This window comes from Patulibacter minatonensis DSM 18081, assembly GCF_000519325.1.
Lineage (GTDB): Bacteria > Actinomycetota > Thermoleophilia > Solirubrobacterales > Solirubrobacteraceae > Patulibacter > Patulibacter minatonensis.
The window spans coordinates 1,680,452-1,702,301 of sequence record NZ_KI912613.1; the positions used below are offsets into that span (position 1 = coordinate 1,680,452).

A 21,850-nucleotide genomic window follows, 5' to 3' on the forward strand; every position below is an offset into this window, starting at 1 on the left:
GTCCCGGGGTACCGACGCAAGCGCACGTTCGGGCGGGTACAACATCGCGCATGTCGCGTGTGACACCACCGTCCCGTCAAACCCTCCGTCGCCGGGTCGGGTCCGTCGCGGTCGCCGGATGCGCGGCGGCCGTGATCGTGCCGCTCGGCATCTCGTCGGCCGCCGAGCCGGCCGGATCCGCCGCCCCGCCGGCGTCCGCGTCCGTCGTCGACCAGTCGCTCCTGCGCGGCAAGTCCGGTCGCTGTGCCAAGTCCTACTCGAGCGGCCGCAACCTCCAGGCGAAGCAGCGCATGATCGCCCGCACCCCCACCGGTGGGGTCCCGGACGGTGTCGCCTCGGAGCCCGTGTTCTCCCGCGACAGCCGCCGCAACAAGTTCGTCGCGTACACGTCGACGACCACGAGCACCGCCGGCATCGTCACCCCCGGCAAGCGCAACGTCTACACGGTCGAGCGCACGGGCAAGATGACCCGCTTGGCGAACAACTGGAAGGTCGGGCGGCAGCACCTGCTCTCTGACGGCCTCGGCGGCGCGCCGGCCAACGGCGACTCGTACTCGCCGTCGATCTCCGGCTTCACCGGCCGCAACGACCGCCCGAGGGGCCCGCGCCAGGTCGCGTTCCTGTCGAACGCGACGAACCTCGTCGGCGCCGGCAACCCGACCGGCACGAGCGCGTTCGTCACGGGGACGCGCGGCGGCAAGACGCGCCGCGTCGACGTCCCGGGCGCCGCGCAGAGCGTCGCGATCTCGGGCGACTCGAAGGTCGTCTACGTCGCCACCGATCGCGGGCTCTACCGCGAGGACGAGGGCAAGGTCAAGCGCCTGGTCCTCGCGCCCGGGATCACGAACGTCACGACGACGCTGAACGGCGTGCAGGCCGCCTACGAGCGGGGCGGCTACATCTACGTCGTGAACATCGGCGGCGGCGTCAAGGGCGTCGTCGCGGGCCACGAGCCGCGTGCCGACGGCGGCGTGCCGAACGGCGGCCCGCGTCTGGGCTTCATCCGCGCGATCGCCTACCAGGCGGGCAACGGGGCCTTCCGCGCCGCGCTCGACGGCAAGAAGCGCAACATCCAGCGGATGGGCACCTCGACCGGCACGTCGGTGGCGACGAACGTCGGCGGCAACGGCGTCGTCTTCGGCAACAAGGGCTACCTCTGCCTCGAGGTCAGCCTGCTGGACTCCACGCACCGCCGTGGCGGCTACAACATCCCGCAGGGTGCGTGCCCGGCCGGGCAGGGGAACGTCGCCGACGTGACGGTCTCCAGCCGCTACAACTACACCGCCTTCAGCTGCACCGGCGGCGGCCTGTTCCTGCACTACGTCGGGCCGAAGTAGGCGGCGGCTCCGGGCCGGCGACGGCCCGGGCCTCGGCCGTCTCCCGCGGCGGACGTCAGCCCGCCAGCACCGCGTCCGCGTCGACCACCGTCGCGTAGGCGCTGCCGAGCGCGCCCAGGAACGCGGCCTGGACGTCGGCGGCGGCGACCTTGCGTCCCGCGTGCTCGAGCGCGGGGCAGGCGCAGGCATCGGCGACGACCGTGACGTCGTACCCGAGGTCCGCGGCGGTGCGGACGCTCGCGTCGACGCACATGCTGGTCATCATCCCGGCGACCACGAGCTCGCGGACGCCGTCGTGCCGCAGCCGGGCGTCGAGGTCGGTGTTCAGGAAGGAGTTCGGCGCCTCCTTCACGACGACCTCCTCGTCCTCGGTCGGCGCGACCGACGGGTGGATCTCGGCGCCCGGGGTGTCCTTCACGAGGAAGCCGCCGGACGCGTCGCCGGCGTGCCGCACGTGGAAGACCGGGTCGCCGGCGTCGCGGAACGCCGCGAGCAGCCGGGCGGCGTTCGCCGCGGCCGCGTCCGGGCCCTCCAGCGGCAGCGCACCGCCCGGGAAGTAGTCCTGCTGGATGTCGATCAGGAGCAGCGCGCGGGTCATGCGGGCAGCCTATGTGGGCGCGCGGGCCGGGCGCTCCCGGCGCCGGGTGCGACCCGGGCGGCGTCCGCCCCGAACTACGCGGATCGCTAAATGTGTAAATACGGATCAAATATTTGCACATTGAGACGTCCGGCGCTATGGTTCTCGCCGTGGTCCGCTCCCCCGACACCCGACCGACGTGTGCGCTGCGGTGGCCGACGTGCGGTGGAGCGGGCCACGCTCCTCGATGTCGGTGCGCCGCGTAGGAGTCGGCCGCAGGGCCGGGGGATCGAGCGCGGCGTGTCGTGAGGGGCGCGCCGCCGTCTGCACCCCGACCTCCTCGGCCCCCGGCCGTCCTCCTTCACCCCGCGTGCTCCACGGTGCCGGACGCCGAGGTCACCGCCCACCGAGACCGCCCCGACGGGTACTCCGCCGCGGCGGTGGCGGGCGGCCCACGGCGACCGCGCCGGGGGCCCGCACGCCCGGCGTCCGCCGGGCCGCACCCACGCCCACAGGAGACGAACGACATGCACACCGCAGTGCCGCCCACCGACCACCGATTCCCCGCCGACCGATGAGCCAGGGCCGCCGTCCCCGCGGAGCGTGGCTCGGCGGGGTCCGCGACGGCGACGACCTCGTCGCCGGCCGCCCCCTCCGTGACCGGCCGGACCGGACGACCGGCCGGTACTTCGACGACGACGAGCCGGCGGAGTCCGTCGTCCGGGCCTCGCGCTCACGCCGCGAGGGCTGGAACCGCCACGTGCCCTCCGGCCCCGCGGTCCGCGCCACCCCGCGCGGGCGGGCCCGCAGGGCCAGAGCCGCCGACTGACCGCCTGCGGCGCGAGCGCCGCGACCGAGCGTCCCGGCCCGTCGTCCCCCGGACGGGACGGGACGCTCGTGCGGACCACGGCGACCGCACGGGTCCGAGCCCCACCGGTCGCCGTGGGTGCACGTCCCGGCGCCGCCACGGAGCCGGAGGTGGGCGACGACGCCCCGTCACGCGTCGATGGCGGGAGCAGGTGGTCCGATGGCCTCCCTCGCGGGTTAGGGGTCGTGTCGTCCCGACCAGGAGCTCCCGTGCACCCAGACCAACGTCCGAGGACCCGCCGTCGGAGGACGGTCGTCCTGTCGCTCGCCATCGCGCCGGTCGTCGCCGCGTCGGCGGTCGGCGAGGCCTCCGCAGCGTCGCTGTCGAGCTGGTCGGCGTCGCCGGCGACGTTCTTCCAGGACTCCTTCGAGGCGTCCACGACGACCGTGGCGAACGGCCGCGTGTGGCAGGTCTCGTTCGACCGGCTGACGAAGCCGGTGCTGCGCTCGCGGCGCCTGGCGGACGGCCGGGCCGCGGCGGTGCCGGTGCGGATCCCGCGCCCTGCCGGCGGCGAGCTGGTCTCGGCCGGCGACTCCCTGCTCGAGGACGAGGCGGACGGGCGGGACACGACCCTGTTCGTGGCCGGCCGTCGGGGCTTCGTGGCCGGCGACTGGTGCACCGCCCAGAACGACGACGGCGACTGCGAGGCCTCGCGCGGGTTCGAGGTCCAGTTCGACGTCCGGACCGGGAAGGTCCTGCGGTCGTCCCGGCCACGCAGGTCCCCGGTCCTCGTCGGGGGGACCCGCGTCTCGTACCTCGAGGTCCCGAAGGCCGGATCGATGCTGCTCCGCGACGCCGTCACGCGGCGCGTGGTGCGCCGCCTCCCGCGGCAGGCACGGGAGGTCCAGGGCGCGGGGCCGTTCGTCTCCTGGAAGGACCCCGACGCCTACGAGCGCGAGAACGGGCGGCGGGGCGAGGTCGACATCGGGCCCGGTTGGAGCGCGATCCACGTCCGCAGGCGGGCCACCGGGCGCGTCGTCTACGACCTGCGCGAGAGCACCGTCATGAACGCGATCCAGCGCCGCGGCGCGGGCGGTCAGGACGCGGACCTGCGGCCCGACGGGTCGCTCCGGCTCGCGATCGACCTGGACTTCGAGCGTCCGTTCCGCCCGGTCGTCGTCGACGGGCGGGGTCGCGTCCTGCGGGTCTCGGAACGGCCGATGCGGAAGCCCGGGCAGTTCTGGTCGGAGATCCGAGGCGGTCGCGTGTCGCTCCAGGTCTCGACGAACTTCGGGACGTGCGGGCCCGAGGCGGGCTGGCTCACCGACGTCGGTGGTCATCACGGGACGATCTTCCGGGACCTGCCCCACAGCGGCGGCTACGTGATCTCCTCCGCACCGGAGCTCCTGACGCCCACGACGATGGCCTGGGGCGAGCGGCCGACCGACCCGGAGATCCCCCGGGCGCGCTCCCGCGTCCGCGTCGGCCGCGACCTCCGTACGCTGCCGTTGACCACGAAGGACCGCCCGCGCTGCTGACGGGCCCGTGACGTCGGGGCGGTGTCCCGCTCGTCGCGGCCGACCGTCACGCCCGGCTCGGCGCCGGCGGCAGAAGGCGCTCTGCGCCGCCACCGGGTGGACGCAGAGCCGGATGTCGAACCACGGGGGGCGCATGGAGCGCCGCGAGCTCGTCGTGCGCGACGTGGACCTCGAGACCGGCGACCTGCGCATCCGCGTCACGGACGAGGGGCACCGGCTGCTCTCGCTGGCCGTCGGACGACGCGCCCGCGTCCGCTCAGAACGAGGGGATCACGGACCCCTGGTACTTGTCCTCGATGAACGTCCGGACCTCGGGCGAGTGCAGGAGCTGCTCGAGCTTCACGACGCGCGGGTCGTTCCGGTTCTCGTCCTTGACGACCACGAGGTTGGCGTTCGGGTTGCCGTCGGCCTTCTCGAGCACGAGCGCGTCCTTGGCGGGCGTGAGCTTCGCCTCGATCGCGTAGTTGCCGTTGATCACCGACAGGTCGGTGTCGTCGAGCGTGCGCGGCAGGTTCGCCGGCGCGATCGTCGTGAACTTCAGCTTCTTCGCGTTCGTCTCGATGTCACGCGGGGTGGCGTTGTCGGGGGCGTCGGCCTTCAGCGTGATGAGGCCGGCCTGCTGCAGGAGCTTCAGGCCGCGGGCCTCGTTGGCCGGGTCGTTCGACAGCGTCACGGACGCACCGTTCGGGACGGCCGCGATGTCCTTGATCTTCTTCGAGTAGATGCCGAGCGGCTCGAGGTGGACCGGCTGCAGCGACACGAGGTCGGAGTACGACGGGTTGTCCTTCTTCTGGGCGTCCAGGTACGGGACGGTCTGGAAGTAGTTCGCGTCGAGCTTGCCCTCCTGGAGGGCGACGTTCGGCTGGATGTAGTCGTCGTAGGTCTTGATCTCGAGCTGCAGGCCGGCCTTCGGGGCCAGGTCCTTCTTCACGTACTCGAGGATCTCGGCGTGGGGGACGGGGCTGGCGCCGACGACCAGGGGCTTGGACGCGTCTGCCGTGCCGGAGGACGAGTCCTTGTCGTCGTCGCTGCCGCAGGCCGTCAGCCCGAGGCCGAGGACGACGGCGGCGATGAGCGCGAGGAACGCGCGAAGACGTGCGGACATGTGGGACCTCTCTGTGGTGTTCATCGGTGCGAGATGCGGCGGACCAGGAGGTCGCCGACGAGCTGGAAGAGCTGGACGATCACGACGAGCAGCACGACGGTCGCGAGCATCACGTTGCCGTCGTAGCGGTTGTAGCCGTAGTCGATGGCGAGGGCCCCGAGGCCTCCGCCGCCGACGGTGCCGGCCATCGCGGAGAAGCCGACGATGGCGACGAGCGTGATCGTCAGGCCGCCGACGAGGCCGGGCGCGGCCTCGGGCAGGACGACCTTGCGGACGGTCTGGGTGCGGGACGCGCCGGCGGCGCGCGCCATCTCGACGAGGCCGCGGGGGACCTCGCGCAGGGCCTGCTCGACGACCCGCGCGTAGAACGGCGTCATGCCGACGACGAGCGGCACGATCACGGCGCTCGTGCCCAGCGACGTGCCGACGACGAGGCGCGTGAACGGGATGATCGCGGCGAGCAGGACGATGAACGGCACGGACCGGCCGATGCCGACGACGAGGCCGAGCAGGGCGTTGACCGGCGGCAGCGGCCGCAGGCCGTCGCGGCCGGTGGTGTGGAGCAGGACGCCGAGCAGCAGGCCCAGGAGCCCGGTGATCGCGGTCGAGATCACGACCATCTGCAGGGTCTGGCCGAGGGCGGGCTCCAGGAGCTCCCAGATCTCGTCCCAGGGCGTCGCGTCGGCGAGGGGGAGGGTCATGCGCGCTCCTCGGTCGGGGTGGGGGCCGCCGGCAGGTCCGTCGCCTCGGCCGGATCGCCCGCGGGCTCGCCGGTCGGGTCGCGGTCGGTGGCTGCGACCGCCCCGGGGTCCTCGCCCGCAGCCGGCGGGGCGGCGACGAGGTCCGCGACCGCCGCCGGCGGGGCGTCGGCTGCGGTCTCGTCCAGCCGGGCCGCGTGGAGTCCACGGCCGCGGAGGCGCTCCGCGAGGTCGATCGTCGGGTCGTCGAGGGCGACGGTGACGTGGCCCGCGGGCCGGCCGTCCACGGCCTCGACGCTCGCGCCGAGCAGCGCGACCCGCGTGCCGAGCTCGTGCTCGAGGCGCCCGATCCACGCGGGGTCGACGTCGTCGGCCGTGTACGTCACGCGCCACGACTGCCCGCCGCCGGGGGCCACGGCCACCGGTCGCGCCGGCACCAGTCCTCGGCCGAGCGCGGAGTCCGGGTCGGTCACGAGCGCGCCGACGTCGCCCTGCTCGACGATCCGGCCGTCGCGCAGCAGGGCGACCTGGTCGCAGACGTCGCGGACGACCTCCATCTCGTGGGTGATCAGCAGGATCGTCAGCCCGAGGTCGTCGCGCAGGCCGCGCAGCAGCGCGAGGATCGAGCGCGTCGTGTCGGGGTCGAGGCCCGAGGTCGCCTCGTCGGACAGCAGCACGTCGGGGCGCAGCGCGAGCGCCCGGGCGATCCCGACGCGCTGGCGCTGGCCGCCCGAGAGCTGCGCCGGGTGGGTCCGGGCGTGGTCCTCCAGCCCGACCCGGGCGACGAGCTCGGCGACGCGCGTCCGCCGCTCGGCGCGGGGGACGCCGGCGATCTCGAGCGGCAGCGACACGTTGCCCGCGACCGTCCGCGACGACAGCAGGTTCGCCGCCTGGAAGATCGTGCCGATCCGCCGGCGTGCGGCCTGCAGCTCGCGGTCGCGCAGCGCGGTCAGGTCCTGCCCCCCGACGACGACCCGGCCGGACGTCGGGCGCTCGAGCAGGTTGACGCACCGGGCGAGGGTGCTCTTCCCCGCGCCGCTCGGCCCGATCACCCCGGCGATCCGTCCCGCGTCCACGCGGAGCGACACGGCGTCCAGCACGACGTGGTCCCGGCCGTTGCGACGGAACGCCTTGGTGAGGGTGTCGACCTCGATCATCCGCCACGCAATTTACCGTAAAGCGGATCCGAATTTGATTCCGGGCTCGCGGAGGGGTACGTTCGGCCTCGCACGCCGCCCGTCCGCCTCGCACGCGGACCGGCGCGCCCCACCCCGTCCGGAGACCGCGCCGATGACCCGACCCACGCCGCCCGCAGCCCCGCTCGACGTCTCCGACGCCCTCCCTCGGCGCACCGCGCCGGTCGATCCGTTCGCGACGACGCCGCTGACGAACGCGGAACGCCGCGCCCGCCGCCTGGCACGCAACGTGCATCGGGGGCAGCTCGACGAGCGGGGCCGGCCGCTGATCGAGCACGTCGAGCGGGTCGCGGCCGACGTCCCGCCGAGCGCGCGGACGGTCGCGTTCGTCCACGACGTCTGCGCGCGGTCCGGTGCCTCGGCCGCGCAGGTCGCCCGGGTCCTCGACCTCGACGAGGACGAGCGCGAGGCCCTGGTGCTGCTCACGCGGCGCGGCCGCGAGCCCCTGACGCGTCACGTCCGCCGGGTCGTGCGCGCCCTGCCCGATCCGGCACGCGAGCTCGCGCTCGTCGTCCTCCGGGCCGACGTCGAGGACCTCGCCGCCCGGGCCGCCGACGGCGACGGCCCCTACGGCCCGGCGCTCGAGGCCCTCGACGAGGCGGGCTCCCCGCTGGCGGTGCGGTGATGTCCGGGTGCGGCTGCGGGCCGGACGACGGGCCGCGGGGCGTCGATGCCCGCGACCGGGGTGACGCGGACGACCCCGGCACCGGCCTCGTGGACGACGGCGCGGCGGACTGTCGCAGCGACGGCGGGCGCCGCGCCGACGACGCGCGAGGTGCCGCCGACCCGCCGCCCCGCGACCCGGACGCGCCCGCGTGGCCGCCGCTCGTCCGGGCGGCCGGCTGTGACCGGGAGGCGCTCCTGCGCCGGATCGTCGGCGGCTGACCGCCGGTGGTCCGCGTCGCGGTCGGCCCGCGCCGGACCGCTCAGGCCGCCGCGAGCGCGAAGACCCGCGACAGCCGCGCGACGGCCGCGCGACGCTCGACGGGGTCGGGCGTGTTCGAGATCGAGATCACCTCGTCGGCGCCGGACGCGGCGACCGCGGCCTCGAGGCCCGCCCGCACCGTCTCCGGGTCGCCGACGACGTCGGCGCGCGTGTCGATGTGCTGCTCCTCGGCCGCGCGCTCCTCCGCGGTCCAGCGGTGCGCGAGAGCGTCCTCCACCGACATCAGCGCGGCGTGGTGGCCGAGCCGTGCCTGCGCCATCCCCAGGTGCATCGGGGCGGCCAGCGCGCGGGCGTGCTCGTCGTCCTCGCCGACCATCACCTTGACCGCGAGCATCGCGTGCGGACGGTCCCCGGGGCGCGCCGGGACGAAGTTCTCGCGGTACGCCCGCAGCGCGTCGGCGGCGCCCTGCGTGTTCGTGTGCGCCGCGAACCCGTAGCGGAGGCCCTTGCGCGCGGCGGTCGCGGCGGAGCCCGCGCTGGACCCGAGCAGCGTCACGGGCGGCAGCGGCACGTCGGTCGGTGCGGCGCGGGCGGTCGCCAGCGGGTGGCCCTCGGGCCACGGGTGGACCTCGCCGAACGCCAGGAGCTCGTCGAGCTGCTCCTCGAACCCCGCGCCGTGCGCGTTGTCGACGGGACGCCCGAACGCCCGGACGATCGCGTCGTCGATCGCGCCCTCCGAGCGCCCGATGCCCAGGTCGATCCGGCCGGGGAACAGCGCCTCGAGCGACCGGAACTGCTCGACCACGTGGATCGGCCGGTGGTTCGGCAGCAGCATCCCGCCGGAGCCGACGCGGATGCGGCTCGTCGCGCCGGCGAGCGTCCCGAGCAGGACCTCCGGCGCCGAGATCGCGACGCTGCCGATCGCGTGGTGCTCGGCGACCCAGAAGCGGTGGAAGCCGAGCTCGTCGGCGGCGCGGGCCAGGGCGATCGCGTCGTGGAACGCGTGGCCGGGGGCTCCGCCGCGTCGCGTCGGGGCCTGGTCGAGGATCGAGAGGAGCATGTGGAGGTCGGTCGTGGACGGGCCGGGGTCCCGCCGCCGGAGGGCCGCGAAGCCCCGTGGTGGCGGAAACCCGATCGGGATTCCCTACGGTCACCGTAGAGCAGTCCGATCCCCGCCCCGTACCCATGAGCCATCGCCCCCTCCTCCTCGCCGCCGCACTCGCCGACCGCCGGCCGCTCCCCGACCGCGGCGCGCTCGTCGACCGGGCCCGGACCGCCGAGGCCGCCGGACTCGAGCTCGTCACGATCGAGCCCGGACCGTTCGACCCGCTCCTCGTCGCCGCGCACCTCGCCGCCAGGACGTCCCGCATCGGCATCGCGCCGGTCGTGTCGACCACGACGACGGAGCCGTTCCACGTCTCGACCGCGCTCGCGACGATCGACGTCGTCGCGCACGGCCGCGGCGGCTGGGTCGCGCAGGTCGACGATCCCGCCGACGTGGACGGCACGGTCACCTGGGACGTCACGGCCGACGCCGCGGGCGACGCGGCCGAGCACCTCGAGGCGGTCCGCGCGCTCTGGGACAGCTGGGAGGACGGCGCCGAGATCCGCGACGTCGCGACCGCGCGCTTCATCGACCGCGACCGCGTCCACCACGTCGACCTCGTCGGCGAGCACCTGTCCGTCCGCGGGCCGTCGATCACCCCGCGCCCGCCGCAGGGGCACCCGGTGGTGCTCGCGCGGGCGGACGGTCCGGCGGCGGAGCGGCTCGTCGCGGCCGGGGTCGACGTCCTCGTGGCAGCGGAGGGCGCTCCGTCCGCCGCCCCGCGCCGCTTCGTCGACGTCGTCGTCGCGGCGGACGCGCACGACGGACTCGCCGCACGCCTGATCGCCCTCCACGCCGACGGCGCCGACGGCGTCGTGCTCCACGCGGAGGACCTCGCCGGGGCGCTGGCCGCCGTCCTGCCGGAGCTCGAGCGCGCCGGGGTCCGCCCGGCGGCCGACGACCGGGACGGCCCGCCGCCCGGCGGTCCCGCCGACCCCGAGGACCCGGCCGGACCGGCTGCCCCGCCCACCCTCCGCGAGCGCCTCGGCCTGGCGCCCGCCGTCAACCGCTTCGAGGCCCGCGCATGACGCCGCCGACGACGCCCCGGGAGGGGACCCGCGCATGACCGCCCCCCGCAAGCAGGTCCGCCTGGCCGCCCACTTCCCGGGCGTGAACAACACGACGGTCTGGGGCGACCCCGCCTCGGGCAGTCACATCGACTTCGCCGGGTTCGCGCACCTCGCGCGGACGGCCGAGCGGGCGATGTTCGACCTGTTCTTCCTCGCCGAGGGCCTCAGCCTCCGCGAGCACGCCGGGCACCTCCACGACCTCGACGTCGTCGGCCGCCCGGACGCGATGACCGTCCTCTCGGCACTGGCGGCGGTCACCGAGCGGATCGGCCTCGCGGCGACGCTGACGACGACCTACCACGAGCCGCTCGAGGTCGCCCGGCAGCTCGCGACCCTCGACCACCTCTCCGACGGGCGCGCGGCCTGGAACCTCGTGACGTCCACCGACGCGGTGTCGGGCGCCAACTTCCGCCGCGGCGCGTACCTGCCCTACGACGGGCGCTACGACCGGGCGGGCGAGCTGCTCGGGCTGGCCGACCGCCTGTGGCGCGACGGCCCCGGTCCGTTCCGGGCGGAGGGCCGCCAGGTCGACCTGCACGGCGAGTGGGACCTCGCGTCCCCGCCGCAGGGCCGCCCCGTGATCCTCCAGGCCGGCGACTCCGACGCCGGCCGCGAGTTCGCCGCCCAGCGCGCCGACGCCGTCTTCACCCGGCACGCGAGCGTCCCCGAGGGCCAGGCCTTCGTCCGCGACGTGAAGGGCCGGCTCGCGAGGTACGGCCGCCGGCCCGAGGACCTGCTCGTCCTCCCGGGCGCGACGTTCGTCCTCGGCGACACCGACGAGGACGCGCGGGAGCAGGCCGCCCACGTTCGTCGCCAGCAGGTCTCCGGGCCCACGGCGATCGTCTTCGCGGAGCAGCTCTGGAACCGCGACCTCTCCGCCTACGACCCCGACGGCCCGCTCCCCGACGTCGACCCCGTCGAGGGCGAGATCACGATCGCGCCGGGCAGCATCCCGGCCCGCGCCTTCGCCGGGAAGCGCCACGAGACCGTCGAGCAGCTGCGCGCGCTGGCGGCGAGGGACGACCTGTCGCTCCGGGACGTGATGGTCGAGACCCGCGCGCGGCACTCGTTCGTCGGCTCGCCCGAGACCGTCGCCGACGAGATCGACCGCCACGTCCAGCTCGACGCCTGCGACGGCTTCATCCTCGTCCCGCACATCACGCCGGGCGGGCTCGACGCGTTCGCCGATCGCGTCGTGCCGCTGCTGCAGGAGCGCGGGTCGCTGCGCACCGCGTGGGAGGGCGGCACGCTGCGCGACCGGCTCGGCCTGCCGCGCTGGTCCCCGGCGGAGTCCGCGGTCCGCGCGGACTGACCACCCCGCGCCGGCACCCGCGACGTAGGCTGGCCGCGTGAGCATCAACGAGCTGTTCTCCCTCGAGGGCAAGGTCGCGATCGTCACGGGGGCCTCCGCGGGCCTCGGCGTGGCGTGCGCGAAGGGCCTCGCCGAAGCCGGCGCCGACGTCGTCGTGGCCGCCCGCCGCGCCGAGGCGCTGCGCGAGACCGCCGCGCTGGTCGAGGCGAGGGGGCGACGGGCCCTGGCCGTCCCCACCGACGTCAGCGACCCCGATGCCTGCGCGGCGCTCGTCGCCGCGGCCGTCGCCGAGTTCGGCCGGGTCGACGTCCTCGTCAACAACGCGGGGGTCGGGACGGCGGTCCCGGCGCTGAAGGAGACGCCGGACCAGTTCCGCCAGGTCATCGACCTGAACCTCAACGGCTGCTACTGGATGGCCCAGGAGGCCGCCCGGGCGATGACGGACGGCGGCAGCATCATCAACATCTCGAGCGTGCTCGCGCTCACGACGGCCGGGCTCCCGCAGGCCGCCTACACGGCCAGCAAGGCCGGGCTGCTCGGCCTCACCCGCGACCTCGCCCAGCAGTGGTCGCGCCGGAAGGACATCCGCGTCAACGCGATCTGCCCGGGCTTCTTCCCGTCGGAGATGACCGAGCAGTACCAGGACGGCTACCTGGACGGCATGACCGAGCGCGCGCCGATGGGTCGCGGCGGGAAGCCGGAGGAGCTGGCCGCCACGGTCGTCTTCCTCGCGGGCGCCGGGGCCGGGTACATCACGGGCGCGACGGTGGTCGTCGACGGCGGGATCGCGATCACCTGAGATCCCCGGGGCACCGGCCCGGATCGTAATACCGGATATCGGATAGGAAATATGCGGTCCGGCGGGGATTCCGGTACCGTGGCGGGGGTGCGTCCTGCCCCGTACACCGCGCTGCGACCAGCGATCCGCCCGACGGGGGTCCGGTCGTGAGCAGCTCGCTGGGCCCCGAGGAGCTTGCCCGCTGGGAGGCGTGGAAGCGCTCCAGCGACGCCGTCATCGAGCGCGTCCGCCGCGAGGTCCGCACCGCGACGGGGCTGTCGAACGCCGACTTCGGCGTCCTGAAGATCGTCGCCGCCGCGGGCGGGACGGTCCGGCAGCAGGCGCTGTGCGACGGGCTCGAGTGGACCCAGAGCCGGACCTCGAACCACCTGTCGCGGATGGAGCGCCGCGGGCTCGTCGTCCGCGAGACCCTCGAGGGGGGCGGCGTCGAGATCACGGCGACCGCGCGCGGCGCCGAGCTGATCGGACGGGCCGTCCCGGTCCACGCCGCCGCGGTCCGCGAGCACCTGCTCGAGCGCCTCGACGACACCGCGCACGGCGCGATCGCGGAGCTCGCGGCCGACCTGACGACGTCCCCGGGCTGACCGACCCCCGCACGCGCCCGTCGCACCGGACCGGGGCGCGGGGAGCAGGACCGGTGTCGTCCGGGCGTCCGCGTGCGGGCCCCGGACGACGTCCCGGGATCGCGTACCGTGGTGGTGTCCGCCGCAACAACGGCCGTTGTCGCGGGTTTCAGACGTCATACCCCGTAGTGCTTCGACGCGGCCGGCCCGGCCGCGACCCCTACGGATGTCCCTCGGAGAACGCACCCCGATGACCCCTCGCCTCCTGCGCACGGCCCTCGTCGCCGCCACCCTCGCGGTCCTCGCGGTGCCATCCGCGGCATCGGCGGCGAACAGCCTCGAGGTCGGGATCGCCGACGAGAACGTGCTCAACGGCAACACCCCGGGTGGCGCCGACGCGACGGTCGCCCAGTGGAAGGCCTCCGGCGTCCAGGACGTCCGGATCTTCGCCCAGTGGGACAAGCTCGTCCCGCAGGACACGAAGGACGACACGAAGGCACCGGCGGGCTTCAACGCCGAGGACCCCGCGTCCTACGACTTCGCGAACCTGGACGCGAAGATCGACGTGGTCGCCAAGTACGGGCTCAACGTCACGCTCGTGGTCACCGGACCCGGGCCCGTGTGGGGCTCGTCCGAGCCCGCGCGGAAGAACGGCACGTGGAAGCCGGACCCCGCGCAGTTCGCGAAGTTCGCGGCGGCGATCACGAAGAACGTCGGCCCGAAGGTCGCGCGCTACATCGTCTGGAACGAGCCCAACCAGGGCTACTGGCTCCAGCCGCAGTACTCGTGCGTCGCGCGGAAGACCACGATCCCGCCCTTCAAGTGCACCTCGGTCGCCCCGCACCTCTACCGCGAGCTGGCCCGGGCGGGCTACGACGCCATCCACGCCAACGACCCCGATGCGCGGGTGGCCGTCGGCGCGACCTCGTCCACCGGCATCAAGCTCCCCGACCGCGCCAACTCGACGACCGCGCCGCTCACGTTCCTGCGGAACATGGCCTGCGTCAACTCGAAGTACCGGAGCGTGCGCAGCGGCGACTGCAAGGGGTTCAAGGCCGTCACCGGCGACGCGCTGGCGTACCACCCGCACTCGACGACGAAGTCCCCCGGCCAGGCCGACCCCGTCTCGGGCAACGCGCGGATGGCCGACCTCCCCCGGCTGATCAAGGTCATCGACAAGCTGACCGCCCGCAAGCGCCTGAAGGTCTCCGGGGCCAAGCGGCTGCCGCTGTGGCTCGACGAGTACGGCTACCAGACGAATCCGCCCGACAAGCGGGACGGTCACCAGTCGCCGGCCGTCGCCGCCGCGTACCTGCAGTGGGGCTGGTCGCTCGCGGCGCGCAACCCGCGCGTCGAGACGCTCACGCAGTACGAGTGGTTCGACGAGGAGCTCGGCGAGGACAAGAACGGCGACCAGACGTTCAACAAGTGGCAGTCGGGCCTGTTCACCGTCGACGGCAAGCCGAAGGCCCTGGCCGCGGTCTTCGCGAACCCGATCTTCGGCTGGTACACGAAGTCCAGCGGCTACATCTGGGGTCAGGTGCGTCCGGGGGACGCGGCGACGACCGTCCGCCTGCAGCAGGGCGGGAAGGCGTCGTCGTCGTTCAAGGACTACAAGACGATCACGACCGACAAGTACGGGATCTTCCAGGTCAAGGTGCCGAGGTCGACGACGACCCGGTACCGGTTCGTCTACACCGACCCGAACACGCAGGCCGAGGTCACGAGCGCGGCCGTGCCGCTGCGCAGGCCCACCGGGAAGTGAGGCGGCGGCCGGGCGCTTCCCGGTCAGTCCTGCATCGCGGCGAGGCGCGCGCGGATCGCCGCGGCGCGCGGGTCGTCCGCGGGCAGCAGGCCGAGGAGCCGGTCGTGCGCGCCCGGGTCCTCCCGCCCGGCGGCGGTGCGGGTCCAGGCCAGCAGGGTGGCGGCGTCCGTCGCGATCGCGGCGCCCGCCCGCATCGCGCGGTCGAGCTCCTCCCGCAGTGCGACGACGGCCGGTGCGCCGGATCGCGGCAGGAGCGGCGCCGGGCAGCGGTGCATCGCCTCGGCGAGCCGCCCGCGGCGGGCGGCGTCGAGGCCGCGGGCGAGGTCCGTGTCGACGGTCGCCGCGAGGCGGTAGGGCCGCGTGCGCAGGTGCGGTCCGAGCAGCCGCCGGAGCCGCGACAGCTCCGCCCGGACGGTGACCGGGTTCCCCTCGGGCCCGTAGAGATCGCGCGCGAGCTCGTCGCCCGTGCGTCCACCGGGATGCGCCGCGAGGACGGCGAGGATCTCGGCGTGCCGGAGGCTCAGGTCGTGCCGCTCGCCGGGGCGCCGGAGTCCCGGGGTCGCACCGTCGGGGACGAGCTCGATCGAGAGGCGGTCGACCGCGGGCGTGCCCGTGGGGTCGTCTCCGGCGAGGAGCGCGGCCGGGACGCGCGGGGCGACGCCTGCGCTCGCGGACGCCCCGTGCGGGAGGCGGTCGTCGGTGCCGCCGCGTGGGGCGACGTCCGCGGCGCGGACGAGGTGGCCGGCGCCGTCGGCGACGACGTCGGCCCGGGCGGTCGAACCGTCCGGCAGCGCGACGACGCCGTCGACCGGCGGATCGATGCGTCCCGTCAGCCAGCCGTGCGGCCAACAGGCGACGACGCGCCCGGACGGGCCGATGACCGCGGTGCGCGCGTGGCTGCGGTGCTCGAGGTCGGCGAGCAGCGCCTCGTGGAGCACGCGGTCGCGGCGGTGCACCCGCTCCGCCAGCAGGTGCTCGGCCATCCGGGCGGCGGAGGTGACGAAGCCGAGGATCATCGGGTGCGCCGTCCGGAGCGGCCCGCTGAGGTCGATCACGCCGAGGGGCGCGCCGGTCTCCGGGTCGTGGATCGGGGCGCCCGAGCAGACCCACGGGTGGTGCGTGCGGACGAAGTGCTCGCCGGAGAAGATCTGGACGGGGTGGTCGATCGCCAGCGCGGTGCCGATCGCGTTGGTGCCCACGGCGTCCTCGCTCCAGCGCGCGCCCTCGAAGAAGCCCAGGTCCGCCGCGGCCGCCTTGATCGCGCTGTGCCCCTCGGCCCACAGGAGCGTGCCCGTCGCGTCGGTGACGACGAGCAGATGGCCGGCGTCCTGCGCCACCCGGCCGACGGCCTGGTGGATCGCCGGGAGCGCGGCGGCCAGCGGGTGGGCCTGCCGGGCGTCGTCGATGTCGGACTCGCCGATGACCACGGGAGCGCGCTGGTCGTCGGGTGTGAGGCCCGCGCGGGTCGTGCGCCGCCACGAGTCGAGCACCACGCGGCGGACCTCGGACGGCACGCGGCCGTCGTGCTCGACGACCGTGCTGTGCGCGACCTGCAGCCGGCGGGCGAGGTCGAGCGGATCGGCCGAGGCGTCGAGGGCCACCCACGGGTTCCTGCGCGTCGTCTGCATCGCCGCGGGCCGTGCGCCGGGCGCCGTCGGTGGCGCCGCGGGCGGGCGCCGGCGATCCGGCGGGGGCCCGTCCTCCTCTCGACCCGAGTCTAGGAACGGGCTCGGGTGAGGGGTGGTGGATGCGACGGACGTGGCGCGTTGCCGCTCGGTGGGGGTAACGGCGAGGGCCTACGACAGGTGGTGGACCTCCTGCGGCGCGTAGACCGGGGTGTCGATGCCCTCGTAGCGGGCCTTGAGCTGGAGCGCCAGGTAGAGCGAGTAGTGGCGCGACTGGTGGAGGTTGCCGCCGTGGAACCAGAGGCCCGGCTGCTGGGTCGGCTTCCACATGTTGCGCTGCTCGCCCTCCCACGGGCCCGGGTCCTTCGTGGTCTCCGAGCCGAGGCCCCAGACCTTGCCCACGCGGTCGGCGACCTCCTGCGAGATGAGGTCCGCCGCCCAGCCGTTCATCGACCCGTAGCCGGTGGCGTAGACGACGAGGTCCGCGGGCAGCTCGGTGCCGTCGGCGAGGACGACCGCGTCCTCCGTCAGGCGCTCGACCTGGCCGTGCGCGAGCTTGACCTCGCCGTCGGCGACCAGCTCGGCCGAGCCCACGTCGATGTAGTAGCCCGACCCGCGGCGCAGGTACTTCATGAAGAGGCCGGAGCCGTCGTCGCCCCAGTCGTGGTCGAAGCCCGCGGCCTCCAGGCGCGCGTAGAAGTCCTTGTCGCGCTCGGCCATCTGCTCGTACAGCGGGATCTGGAACTCGTGCATGATCCGGTACGGCAGCGACGCGAAGATCAGGTCGGCCTTCTCCGTCGTCACCCCGTTCGCGAGCGCCTCCTCGGAGTACAGGGCGCCCAGGCCGATCTCCATCAGCGACGCCGACTTCACGATGTGGGTCGACGAGCGCTGCACCATCGTCACGTCGGCGCCCGACTCCCAGAGCGCGCCGCAGATGTCGAAGCTCGAGTTGTTCGAGCCGATCACGACGCACCGCTTGCCCGCGTAGGCGTCCGGACCGGGGTGCGCCGAGGAGTGGTGCTGGTCGCCGCGGAAGACGTCCTGGCCGGGGATCGTCGGCACGTTCGGCTTGCCGGACATGCCGGTGGCGAGGACGAGCTGCTTCGGGCGCAGCGTCAGCGGGACGCCGCCCTGCTCGAGCTGCACGGTCCACTCGCCGCGCGCCTCGTCGTACTGCGCGCTCGTGACGGCGGTGGAGCTCCAGTAGTCGAGCTCCATGACCCGCGTGTACATCTCGAGCCAGTCGGCGACCTTGTCCTTCGGCGCGAAGACCGGCCAGTTCTCGGGGAACTTGATGTAGGGCAGGTGGTCGTACCAGACGGGGTCGTGCAGGCAGAGCGACTTGTAGCGGCTGCGCCACTGGTCGCCCGGCCGCGGGTGCTTGTCGACGATCAGGGTCGGCACGCCCAGCTGCTTCAGCCGCGCGCCGAGCGCGATCCCGCCCTGTCCGCCGCCGACGACGAGGATCTCGGGCTGCGTCTCGTAGCCGAGCTCGCGGGCCTCGCGCTCGCGCTTCTCGGTCCACGTCTCGCGACCCGGGGTCGCGCCGTGCTCCGCACCCATCGGCCGGGCCGTGCCACGGGGCTCTTCGTGCCCCTTCAGCTCCTGCAGCGTCGTCAGGAGCGTCCACGCCCGGCCGTCCTTCAGCCGCAGGTGCCCGCCCCCGCGACCGGTCGCGGTCTCGAAGGCGATCCACGCCTCGGTGACGCCGTCGGCCGACGCGGCCGGCTCGGTCGTGCGGAAGCCCCGCGGTCGCGCGGTGGCGAGCGTCGCCTCGAGCAGCTCCTGCACGCCCTCCCGGCCCTCGACGGTCTTCAGGTTCCACGTCAGCGCGACGAGGTCCCGCCAGAAGCAGGTCTCCACGAAGAGCCCGGCGGCCGCGGCGGCGTCGCCCTGCTCGAGCGCGTCGTTGAAGGCGTCCAACCAGCGGCCGACCTCCTGGTCGGCGGTGGTGCTCTCGGGGCGGATCTCGGTCTCGGGCGTCATGGTGCTCCTCGGAGGACGGTGGAACTCGATCCTGGTCCGCCGCGGAGGGCGCTGCCGACGGCGCCGTGCAACGTCGGTGCAACGCGGCCGCTACAGCCCCTGTCCCACCGTGGGCGTCACCTTGAAGCGCTCCTCCGGGTACATCGCGTGGATCTGCTTCCAGAACGCCGACGGGGAGGCCGCCTCGACCGACGTGGTCGTCGTCCCGCGCGCGATCCACGGCTTGCCCGGCTCGTACTCGGTGACGTCGAACGTGTAGGTCTCCATCGGAGGACCATCGCAGCGCGCGGGGTCCACCGGGTGACGGTTCCGGTCGCGGTCAGTGCCAGAGCGTCCGACGGCTCGTCACGTAGGCCGCGTCCGCCGATGCGGCGGCGGTCAGCGCGTCGCGGCCCGTCGCGCCGGTGCGCCCGGCGAACCGGAGCTCGCCCGGGCCCACGTGGGCCTCCCACGACCGGTGGTAGACCGTCGCGCGGTCCTTGTGCGTACCGAGGTCGGAGGGCACCGCGTGCCACGCGACCTCGAGCGGCGGCCGGCCGGTCAGGGCCCGCCACGCGACGCTGCGTCGGCGGCGGTCCGGCGGCCACACCGGCCGGCCGAGGACCCAGCGCTGACCTGCCGCGGGGGAGAGCGCCTCGTCCAGCGCGTCGGCGAAGCGGCGGTTCTCGTCGGCGTCGCCGGCCGCCAGGGCGCAGCGCACGAGCCCGCCGGGGCGCGGGGCGATCACGAGCGAGTCGGCCGCGGTCGGCGACAGCTCGCCCAGCTCGCGGTAGGCGTCGACCACGGCCCGCGCGACGCGGTCCAGCGGCAGCACGGCCGGGTACGCGGTCCGCAGCGACCCCGCGAGGAACAGGGACCGGGACCTCGTGATGCGCGGCGGCGGGCCGTCGGGCGTGGCGTCGGGCAGCAGCGCCTCCGCCCCGAGGGGGCGCCCGACGGCGGTGCTCGGCCGGACGGCGCCGGTGGATCCTCGGGGCGCGCCGGCGGTCCCGACACCGCCTCCGAGCCGGGCGCCGGCACCGGACGCACCCCCGACCGACGACCCCGGCCCGGCCGCCCCGGGCTCGAGCAGCCGCGTCGCGCCCGCCCCGGTCCGCCCGGCAGCGGCGCCGACGAGCAGCACCGGGACGTCCTCGCCGACGTACGGCTCGCCGACCCGCCAGCGCTCACGCGCGGCGTGGTGGTCGGCGGTGCGCGCGGCGGCGGAGGCGTTCAGCGCGGCGTGGTCCTCGTCGGCGGGCGGCAGGTACGGGGACAGCGTCGGGTGGACGTGCGAGACGCCCGACTCGATCGACCCGTCCTCGCACGGTGCGCGCAGGTGCGCATGTCGGCGGACGAAGCGGTCGTGGTCGGCGGTGCCGCGCGCGAGGTCCGCGGCGATGCAGACGACGTCCCAGTTGGACGAGATCTTCCCGTCGTCGGCGGGGTCCAGGCGCAGCGTGCGTCCGCGCATCTGCCGGACGGAGACGTCGGCGGCGACGCTCGTGAGGTCGAGGAGGACGTTCAGGACCGGCGCGTCCCAGCCCTCGCCGAGCAGCCCGCGGGTGCCGATCAAGCACTGCGTCGTCCCGTCGGCGAGCGCCCGCCCGGCGGCGGCGACCCACGCGCGGCTGTCCCACCCCGGGGCGCCGAGGACGACGAGCCCGTCCTCCTCGCGGCGCTCCGTCGCACCGAGCGCGGCGGCGAACCGTTCGGCGTCGTCCGGCAGGCAGGCCACGGTCCGCCCGGTCACGAGCAGCGGCCGCAGCGCGGCGGTCCGGACGTCGTCGGCGAAGGTGCGCAGGACGGCCCGCGCGCCGCCGCTGAGCGCGAGCGCCGCGTCCTCGCCCGACGACGGCGGGTGCTCGGTGTCGCAGAGGACCGCCGCGCGCAGGGCGTCCCCGCGGGTCTCGGCCTCGACGCCCAGGACTTCGATCGCGGCGAGCGGCTTGGCGGCGCTCTGGAGCAGGACGCGGTCGACGTCGGACGCGGCCCGCCGGACGCCGCCGCGGGTGAGCCCGAAGCCGAGGTCGCGCAGGCCGACGCCGAGCTCGTCGAGCCGGCGCTCGGCCGCGTCGCCGGGGTGCGCGCGCAGGCAGCCGACCGCGTAGTCGCCGATCAGGACGAGCCAGTCGTCGAGGGTCGGCGGCTCGCGCCAGCCCTCGCCCCGGGGCGCGTCGTCGGGGAGCTCCAGACCGGACGACGCCAGGTAGCGCAGGCCTGCGCGGGCGAGGTCGGGCCGGCGGGCGGCGAGCGTCGAGAACGGGATCCGGGCCGTGCCGTCGCCGGTGTCGCGGTGCCGGATCCGGCCGATCACCCAGGGGCCGAACGCGAGGTCCTCCTCCTCGGCGACCGCCGGCTCGTGCAGGCGGTCCAGGAGCTCCGCGAACCGGACGTGGCGCTCGGCGAGCCACGCGCGCTCGCCCGGCAGCGGCGTCGTGAACCACGCGAGCTCCTGGTACGGCGCGAGGTGCCCGTCACGGACGACCGCGGGGGTGGAGACCTCGAAGTCCACCGGCCCGAGCAGCCCGGCGTAGAGGTCGGCCTCGTCGCCGCGCAGGTCGGCCGGCGACGTCGCCGTCAGCGCGACCACGTGGACGTCGTCGCCGAGCGAGCGGACGAGCGCCCGCACGAGGTACCCCCACATCGACGCGAGGTGGTGGCACTCGTCGAGGACCAGCGTGCGGACGCCGGCGGCACGCAGGATCCGCAGCCGCTCGCGGGCCTCGGGGGCGATCAACGCGTCGAGGGCGGCCTCGGCGTCGCGGGCGGCGGGGCCGGTGGTCGACGTCGGGTCGCCGTCGGCTGCGGCAGACGCGTCCGAGTCGACGGTCCCGCCACGCGCGATCGTCTTCTTCAGCCGCGCGACCTCGGCCCGGACCTCGCGGTCGTGCCGTCTTCGCGCCGCGCCGGTGAAGGCGTCGGCCGTCGCCCGCGCCTCGGCGATCGTGACCGCGGTCGCGCGGGCGCGCTCCTCCGCGAGCCGGGCCTCGGCGGCCTCGCGGAGCGTCTCCCCGGGGTCGCCGGTGCGACAGACCGCCTGGTAGGTCAGGACGTGCAGCGGGCCGGCCGGCGCGAGCGTCGCGGCCGGATCCGCACCGAACAGCGACAGCTTCTCGGCCCACTGCGCCTGGATCGTCGCGGTCGGCGCGAGCACCAGCGCGGGCCGGCCGAGCCGCCGCACGATCTCCATGCCGACGACCGTCTTGCCCGACCCCGGCGGCGCGACGATGTGCGTCTCGGTGCGCCCGGCGTCGCGGTCGGCCTCGAACGCGTCGAGGGCCCGCCGCTGGTACGGGCGCAGGGGGCTCGACAGGGCCAACGCGGCGAACGGGTCGGCGGCTGGTCCGGGCACCGGGCCAGCCTAGACGGGCCGGGCGGGGATCCTCGGAGAGGGTCGGACGGTGCCCGACGCGACGCGCGTGCCGTCGACCGCACGGCCATCCCCTCCCGCACGAGGTTCCACGAGTGCTTAGATGACGCAGCCGTCACCGATGC

The 21,850-nt window shown here is 75.1% G+C and carries 18 protein-coding genes; 9 read left to right on the top strand and 9 right to left on the bottom strand.

The window, feature by feature from the left end; translation table 11 throughout:
- Window positions 1–131: 131 nt before the first annotated feature.
- The gene (locus PATMI_RS0107580) at window positions 132–1,337 is read left to right on the top strand and encodes a hypothetical protein (protein ID WP_026910450.1); all 1,206 of its coding nucleotides are present in this window, start codon (window positions 132–134) and stop codon (window positions 1,335–1,337) included.
- Window positions 1,338–1,392: 55 nt separating this feature from the next.
- On the opposite strand, the gene PATMI_RS0107585 is transcribed toward PATMI_RS0107580, so the two are convergent.
- The gene (locus PATMI_RS0107585) at window positions 1,393–1,935 is read right to left on the bottom strand and encodes a cysteine hydrolase family protein (RefSeq protein ID WP_026910451.1); all 543 of its coding nucleotides are present in this window, start codon (window positions 1,933–1,935) and stop codon (window positions 1,393–1,395) included.
- Window positions 1,936–2,488: 553 nt separating this feature from the next.
- Between PATMI_RS0107585 and PATMI_RS0107590 the strand changes: the two genes are divergently transcribed.
- Together PATMI_RS0107590 and PATMI_RS0107595 are read left to right on the top strand one after the other, a co-directional pair.
- The gene (locus PATMI_RS0107590) at window positions 2,489–2,743 is read left to right on the top strand and encodes a hypothetical protein (RefSeq protein WP_026910452.1); all 255 of its coding nucleotides are present in this window, start codon (window positions 2,489–2,491) and stop codon (window positions 2,741–2,743) included.
- 248 nt (window positions 2,744–2,991) lie between these two features.
- Window positions 2,992–4,260: a hypothetical protein gene (locus PATMI_RS0107595; protein ID WP_026910453.1), complete on the top strand. Its 1,269-nt coding sequence runs from the start codon at window positions 2,992–2,994 to the stop codon at window positions 4,258–4,260.
- Between the two features lie 256 nt (window positions 4,261–4,516).
- Here PATMI_RS0107595 and PATMI_RS0107600 read toward each other — a convergent pair whose 3' ends face one another.
- From PATMI_RS0107600 to PATMI_RS28260, 3 genes are read right to left on the bottom strand one after another with little or no spacing between them, the layout of a single operon-like run.
- Window positions 4,517–5,365, bottom strand: coding sequence for a MetQ/NlpA family ABC transporter substrate-binding protein (locus tag PATMI_RS0107600; protein ID WP_026910454.1), 849 nt, complete (start codon window positions 5,363–5,365; stop codon window positions 4,517–4,519).
- A gap of 20 nt (window positions 5,366–5,385) precedes the next feature.
- Window positions 5,386–6,066 carry a methionine ABC transporter permease gene (locus tag PATMI_RS0107605; RefSeq protein WP_026910455.1) on the bottom strand — a complete coding sequence of 227 codons (681 nt, stop codon included), beginning with the start codon at window positions 6,064–6,066 and terminating at the stop codon, window positions 5,386–5,388.
- On the bottom strand, window positions 6,063–7,220 hold the full coding sequence (locus PATMI_RS28260; protein ID WP_084269768.1) for a methionine ABC transporter ATP-binding protein: 1,158 nt from the start codon (window positions 7,218–7,220) through the stop codon (window positions 6,063–6,065). The genes PATMI_RS0107605 and PATMI_RS28260 overlap by 4 nt, the downstream gene beginning before the upstream one ends.
- Before the next feature lie 133 nt (window positions 7,221–7,353).
- On the opposite strand from PATMI_RS28260, the gene PATMI_RS34100 reads away from it, so the two are divergent.
- Window positions 7,354–7,884, top strand: coding sequence for a hypothetical protein (locus PATMI_RS34100; RefSeq protein ID WP_051471184.1), 531 nt, complete (start codon window positions 7,354–7,356; stop codon window positions 7,882–7,884).
- Window positions 7,885–8,185: 301 nt separating this feature from the next.
- Here PATMI_RS34100 and PATMI_RS0107625 read toward each other — a convergent pair whose 3' ends face one another.
- Entirely contained in the window at window positions 8,186–9,205 is a 1,020-nt protein-coding gene (locus PATMI_RS0107625; RefSeq protein ID WP_026910457.1) for an MsnO8 family LLM class oxidoreductase, read from the bottom strand.
- 125 nt (window positions 9,206–9,330) lie between these two features.
- Here PATMI_RS0107625 and PATMI_RS28270 point away from each other — a divergent pair, with 125 nt between their 5' ends.
- The 5 genes from PATMI_RS28270 (at window position 9,331) to PATMI_RS0107650 (ending at window position 14,759) form a co-directional block, all read left to right on the top strand.
- A complete protein-coding gene (locus tag PATMI_RS28270; RefSeq protein WP_051471185.1) occupies window positions 9,331–10,278 on the top strand; it encodes an LLM class flavin-dependent oxidoreductase in 948 nt (315 codons plus the stop codon).
- A 34-nt stretch (window positions 10,279–10,312) separates the two neighbouring features.
- Window positions 10,313–11,632: an LLM class flavin-dependent oxidoreductase gene (locus PATMI_RS0107635; protein WP_026910458.1), complete on the top strand. Its 1,320-nt coding sequence runs from the start codon at window positions 10,313–10,315 to the stop codon at window positions 11,630–11,632.
- Between the two features lie 37 nt (window positions 11,633–11,669).
- Complete coding sequence (locus PATMI_RS0107640) at window positions 11,670–12,431, top strand: SDR family NAD(P)-dependent oxidoreductase (RefSeq protein ID WP_026910459.1); 762 nt, start codon at window positions 11,670–11,672, stop codon at window positions 12,429–12,431.
- A gap of 146 nt (window positions 12,432–12,577) precedes the next feature.
- Complete coding sequence (locus PATMI_RS0107645; protein WP_036725437.1) at window positions 12,578–13,015, top strand: MarR family winged helix-turn-helix transcriptional regulator; 438 nt, start codon at window positions 12,578–12,580, stop codon at window positions 13,013–13,015.
- A gap of 229 nt (window positions 13,016–13,244) precedes the next feature.
- Window positions 13,245–14,759 (top strand): hypothetical protein, encoded by a 1,515-nt coding sequence (locus tag PATMI_RS0107650; protein ID WP_026910461.1) that lies wholly within the window; start codon window positions 13,245–13,247, stop codon window positions 14,757–14,759.
- A gap of 23 nt (window positions 14,760–14,782) precedes the next feature.
- On the opposite strand, the gene PATMI_RS0107655 is transcribed toward PATMI_RS0107650, so the two are convergent.
- The 4 genes from PATMI_RS0107655 to PATMI_RS37885 form a co-directional block, all read right to left on the bottom strand.
- Window positions 14,783–16,360 carry a helix-turn-helix domain-containing protein gene (locus tag PATMI_RS0107655; RefSeq protein WP_026910462.1) on the bottom strand — a complete coding sequence of 526 codons (1,578 nt, stop codon included), beginning with the start codon at window positions 16,358–16,360 and terminating at the stop codon, window positions 14,783–14,785.
- Between the two features lie 195 nt (window positions 16,361–16,555).
- Entirely contained in the window at window positions 16,556–18,373 is a 1,818-nt protein-coding gene (locus tag PATMI_RS0107660; protein ID WP_026910463.1) for an NAD(P)/FAD-dependent oxidoreductase, read from the bottom strand.
- A gap of 90 nt (window positions 18,374–18,463) precedes the next feature.
- Complete coding sequence (locus PATMI_RS36545) at window positions 18,464–18,640, bottom strand: hypothetical protein (RefSeq protein ID WP_157260668.1); 177 nt, start codon at window positions 18,638–18,640, stop codon at window positions 18,464–18,466.
- A gap of 52 nt (window positions 18,641–18,692) precedes the next feature.
- A complete protein-coding gene (locus tag PATMI_RS37885; RefSeq protein ID WP_026910464.1) occupies window positions 18,693–21,707 on the bottom strand; it encodes a DEAD/DEAH box helicase family protein in 3,015 nt (1,004 codons plus the stop codon).
- Between the last annotated feature and the right edge of the window lie 143 nt (window positions 21,708–21,850).